Source organism: Desulfosporosinus sp. SYSU MS00001, assembly GCF_049943955.1.
Taxonomy (GTDB): Bacteria; Bacillota; Desulfitobacteriia; order Desulfitobacteriales; family Desulfitobacteriaceae; genus Desulfosporosinus.
In genome coordinates this window covers 1-5,095 of sequence record NZ_JBNFTW010000023.1, presented here as the reverse complement: position 1 = coordinate 5,095, position 5,095 = coordinate 1, and the positions used below count along the sequence as shown (strand labels likewise).

Genomic DNA, 5,095 nt, shown 5'->3' with positions numbered 1-5,095 from the left:
AAAAACAGGCCGATGTATTGGTAACGGCATGTCCTTATTGCATCCTGATGCTCGACGATGCCTGTGCCGGACTGGAAAAGAAAGATGTCCTGGAAGTTATGGAAATGTCCGAACTCCTTTGTTCAGCCAGCAAGCCTTAATATTCCGTAGGTGATGCCATTTCCCCATATAGGGGAGGTGTCCAATATATTCAATCATTATACCCAATAAGCCGTTGACAAAATAGGAAAAGTTAGGAGGAGAAAGCATGAACATCATCGTTTGCATCAAACAAACATTTGATACCGAGGCTAAAATTGTTCTTGATGGTAATGGCAAAATCGATCCCAACGGGGTCAACCTAATTATTAATCCTTACGATGAGTACGCTATTGAAGAGGGCATTCGTCTGAAGGAGAAATTTGGTGGCGATGTTACGATCGTTACTATGGGGGGCCCACGTGCTCAGGAGGCTGTTCGTACAGCTTTAGCAATGGGGGCTGATAAAGGTGTCGTCGTTAATGATCCTATTTTAGAGGGCACGGATGAATGGGCTAATGCTGAAATTCTTGCTAAAGCAGTAGCACAACTCCCTTATGATATCATCTTATCCGGCCGTATTGCCATTGATGACGGAGCAAGCCAACTTAGTGTGCGTTTAGCAGAAGCCTTAAATATTCCTTCAGTAACCAGCGTTCTTAAGCTTGAAGTTGCTGGAACTCAAGTTACTGCAACCCGTGAAATTGACGGCGGAACAGAAACCATTGAAGTTGCCTTACCTGCTGTATTCACAGCCCAAAAAGGACTCAATGAACCCCGTTATCCATCGGTAGCAGGAATCATGAAGGCTAAAAAGAAACCTTTAAAATCAATGGCTGTTGCTGACCTCGGGTTAGCTGCCGGTGACTTAGCATCAAAAATGAGTGTTCAGAAATACACCTTGCCTACTGCTCGCCAAGCAGGACAAAAGATCCCTGGAGATGCACCTCAAGCCGCCAAAGAATTAGCACGACTATTGCATGAAGAAGCTAAAGTTCTGTAGAAGGAGGAATAAACATGGCAAAAGGAATATGGGTTGTTGTTGAACAACGCGAACAACAAATTCGTAAAGTTTCATTAGAACTTCTTGGACAAGGACGGAAAATGGCCGATGAGACTGGCGAACCCTTAGTCGCTGTTGTACTTGGTCAAGGAATAGAAGGACTTGCACAAACTCTTGTTGCTAATGGAGCAGACAAAGTTATTATTGTTGAAAATGAGAAATTGGCAGAGTATACAACCGGTGCCTATACTTCGGCATTGAACCAGTTGATTCGCAAAGAGGAACCACAAGCTGTCCTTATGGGTAATACAGCTGTTGGAAAGGACCTCGCTCCTCGGTTGGCCCAACGTTTAGGTGTTGGTCTTGCTTCTGACTGCACGGGTATTGAACTCGATGCCAACAGCTTCATGACCTTCAAACGTCCTATTTATGCTGGTAAAGCATTTGAATATCTTGCTTCCAGTGTTCGTCCTATTCTGGCTACAATTCGTCCCAATACCTTTAACCTACCTGTTGCTGATGATTCCCGCAAGGCAGAAGTTGTTAAAGAAAGTGCGGATATCGATGCTGCAGATTTACGCGCAATCCTTAAAGAAGTTGCTATTGCCGCTTCTAAACGACCTGAATTAACTGAAGCTAACATCATTGTTTCCGGCGGACGCGGCATGAAAGGCCCTGAAAACTATGTTATCTTAGAAACTCTGGCTGATGTTATTGGCGCAGCAGTTGGCGCATCACGTGCTGCTGTTGATGCAGGTTGGAGAGAGCAAAAGTTCCAAGTTGGACAAACAGGTAAGACTGTTGCTCCTACTCTCTATATCGCCTGCGGGATTTCCGGAGCTATTCAGCACCTTGCAGGGATGGGCTCTTCTAAATTTATTGTTGCTATTAATAAAGATCCTGAAGCTAATATTTTCAACGTTGCAGACTATGGAATTGTTGGAGATCTCTTCGAAGTAGTTCCAGTGCTGACCGAAGAATTTAAAAAGATTGTTAATGCTTAACAATGTGTTAATGCTTTAATAGTAGTTCTAGGATTTTATGTTGATATTTGATAATTGAATAAATCTAATTTAGCGAAGCGCCCCTATAGGTGCTTCGCTAAATGAATAAGGAGAGATGAGAATGGCCACACGTCAAGTGTATTGGAACATTGAAGGAGAGCATTGGCTTTATTTATTCTTCATCATTGCACTGATTTTCTTCGGTTACGGAGTGTACAAACGTTTGTCACTTTGGAAATTGGGAAAACCTGAGAATCGCTGGAAAGACGTATGGCAAGGCATAAAAGATATTCTTGTATATGGATTCGGCCATAAACGAATCCTTAAAGATTCTTATCCGGGTATTATGCATTTTTGCATTTTTTGGGGATTTGTATTTTTAGCGTTTGCTACTGCTATGATTACACTTCAAGCAGACTTTGGCTTACATATCTTCCATGGATGGCTATATTTATTCATTAAATTGACAGCTAATTTTTTCGGTTTATTAGCAATCCTGGGAATCATAACAGCAGGCTTTCGTCGGTATATACAAAGACCTGATCGCCTAGATAATAAAACTGATGATGCAATTACTCTAGCTTTAATATTTGCAATCCTTTTAACGGGCTTTGTAATTGAAGGAGTCCGTATCGCTGCAACACCTGATCCTTGGGCCGGATGGGGATTTATAGGACAGTGGATATCTATTCCTCTTAAAGCATCTCTCAATGAAGCACAATTACTCTCGCTGCACAGATTCCTGTGGTGGTTCCATCTTCTTTTAGCCATGACATTTATCGGGTATTTCCCATATTCAAAATTGTTCCATGTAATACTTGGCCCTTTGAATATGTTTTTCCGTCATCGGGGACCAATAGGGATTCCTGAACCCATCGATTTTGAAGATGAGAACCTTGATACATTTGGAAAAAGTCAACTGCGTGAGTTTAGCTGGAAAGCTCTGTTTAATACTGATGCTTGCTTACGTTGCGGACGTTGTCAGGATAATTGTCCTGCTTATTTAAGCGGGAAACATTTGAGTCCTAAAAGGATAATTCAAGATATGCGCATTCTAATGGAAGAAACGGGTGAAGCTCTTAAGGCGTCTCAAAAATTGGCTCTGTCAACACAAAGTGCCGATTCGGAAAGCGCTGCATCAGAAGAACCTGTGGAACTTCCCGTACCGTCTCTCATTGGGGAAGTTATTCCTGAAGAAGACTTGTGGTCTTGTACAACGTGTCGTTCTTGTGAACAACAATGCCCTGTTTTCGTTGAACATGTTGACAAAACTATAGACATGCGACGAAATTTGGTTCTTATGGAAACTCGATTCCCGGCTGAAGCACAGTTAGCCTTCAGAAATATGGAGAACAATGGTAACCCATGGGGGATTGGCTGGACGACCCGTGCTGATTTCATCAAAGGATTAGGAGTGAAGACCTTCGAAGAAGATCCTAGTGCTGAATATTTGTATTGGCCTGGATGTTCAGGAGCATTTGATGCACGTAATCAAAAAGTTTCTGCAGCACTTGTGAAGTTACTCCAAACCGCCGGTGTTCATTTCGCAATCTTAGGCAACGATGAAAAGTGTTGTGGTGACTCAGCTCGTAAACTTGGAAATGAATATTTATTTTATTCTTTAGCCTCGGAAAATATTGAGGTTATGAAGGGCTATGGAATCAAGAAAATTATAACTCAATGCCCGCATTGCTTTAACATACTAAAGAACGAGTATCCTCAATTGGGTGGAAACTATGAAGTTATTCATCATTCAGTCTTTTTACTGGAGCTTGTTAAAGCCGGAAAACTTAAATTTAAAAATATTGCAGGGAAATCGGTTACTTATCATGACTCTTGCTATTTGGGACGTTACAATCAGATCTATAACCAACCGCGAGAGTTGTTAAAAATGGTGGGTCTGGAAATCAAGGAAATGGCTCATACCGGTGAAAAGAGTTTTTGCTGCGGTGCTGGTGGCGGACGTATGTGGCTTGAGGAACACGAGGGAGAACGTATCAATGTTATGCGTACCGATGAAGCAATCGCTGTTAAAACTGATTATGTGGGTACTGCTTGCCCATTCTGTTTAACCATGATTGTTGATGGAATTGCTATGCGTGAAGTCGGAGAGGATTTAAAAGCCTTAGATATTTCAGAAATTTTGGAAATGGTTATTTAGATTTAGAATTCAGAACATTTAATTTAATCTATAGAAATAAAATATTCACCAAAATACGAAATATTTAATAAATAATAGTTACAATAGACTAAATTTTAGAATTAGAATTTTATGTTCCTTGTTAATTGAATTATTTTTGTCGTTAGAAAGGAGGAATGTGTCCGTAATTATCTGATAAATTTTTTTCTAGAGAATAATTATAATATTCATAATAGTAATTCCATATTGCTTTTAGTCTGGCTTTTGCTAAAGTACGTTATTATTTCCCTAATGCTATAGGAACATGTTATTTAATATTAAGGAGGTTTAACAAATGCCAAGTTTTGTAATTGCAGAAAAGTGTGACGGATGCAAAGGGCAAGATAAAACAGCTTGCATGTATGCATGCCCAAATGACCTGATGTTTTTAGACAAAGAAAGAATGAAAGCTGTAAACCTAGACCCTAGCCAATGCTGGGAGTGCTTATGCTGCGTTAAAGCCTGCCCGCAACAAGCTATGGACCTTCGCGGTTATGCAGATTTCGTTCCCCTCGGTGCTTCTTGCGTACCTCTCCGTGGTTCGGACAGCATTATGTGGACCGTTAAATTCCGCAATGGCATGACCAAACGCTTTAAGTTCCCTATCCGTACGACAGAAGAAGGTTCTGCTGTTCCTGATGGCGGTTTCGTTGAAGATAACACCGATATCAACAGCCTTAATCTGTTCAGCGAACCTTCATCCTTAAAATTACCGGCTGTTTGGACCTATAAAAAATAATCTCTTGAAAACTTGCAATAAGGAAAAATAGGGAGGTTAAAATCAATGCCAATGAACTTTGAAACAGTAGAAGTAACAACCGACCTTCTCATCATCGGAGGCGGAATGGGAGCCTGCGGCGCAGCTGTAGAAGCAGCTTACTGGGGCAAAAA

The 5,095-nt window shown here is 41.0% G+C and carries 4 protein-coding genes; all 4 read left to right on the top strand.

The window, feature by feature from the left end; all coding sequences use genetic code 11:
* Positions 1-247 precede the first annotated feature (247 nt).
* Entirely contained in the window at positions 248-1,021 is a 774-nt protein-coding gene (locus ACPUYX_RS20725; protein ID WP_426381477.1) for an electron transfer flavoprotein subunit beta/FixA family protein, read from the top strand.
* 14 nt (positions 1,022-1,035) lie between these two features.
* Positions 1,036-2,025: an electron transfer flavoprotein subunit alpha/FixB family protein gene (locus ACPUYX_RS20720; protein ID WP_426381476.1), complete on the top strand. Its 990-nt coding sequence runs from the start codon at positions 1,036-1,038 to the stop codon at positions 2,023-2,025.
* A gap of 121 nt (positions 2,026-2,146) precedes the next feature.
* The gene (locus ACPUYX_RS20715; RefSeq protein ID WP_426381475.1) at positions 2,147-4,186 is read left to right on the top strand and encodes a heterodisulfide reductase-related iron-sulfur binding cluster; all 2,040 of its coding nucleotides are present in this window, start codon (positions 2,147-2,149) and stop codon (positions 4,184-4,186) included.
* A 313-nt stretch (positions 4,187-4,499) separates the two neighbouring features.
* Positions 4,500-4,943, top strand: a complete 444-nt coding sequence (gene aprB, locus ACPUYX_RS20710; RefSeq protein WP_426381474.1) for an adenylyl-sulfate reductase subunit beta — start codon at positions 4,500-4,502, stop codon at positions 4,941-4,943.
* The last annotated feature ends 152 nt before the right edge of the window (positions 4,944-5,095 follow it).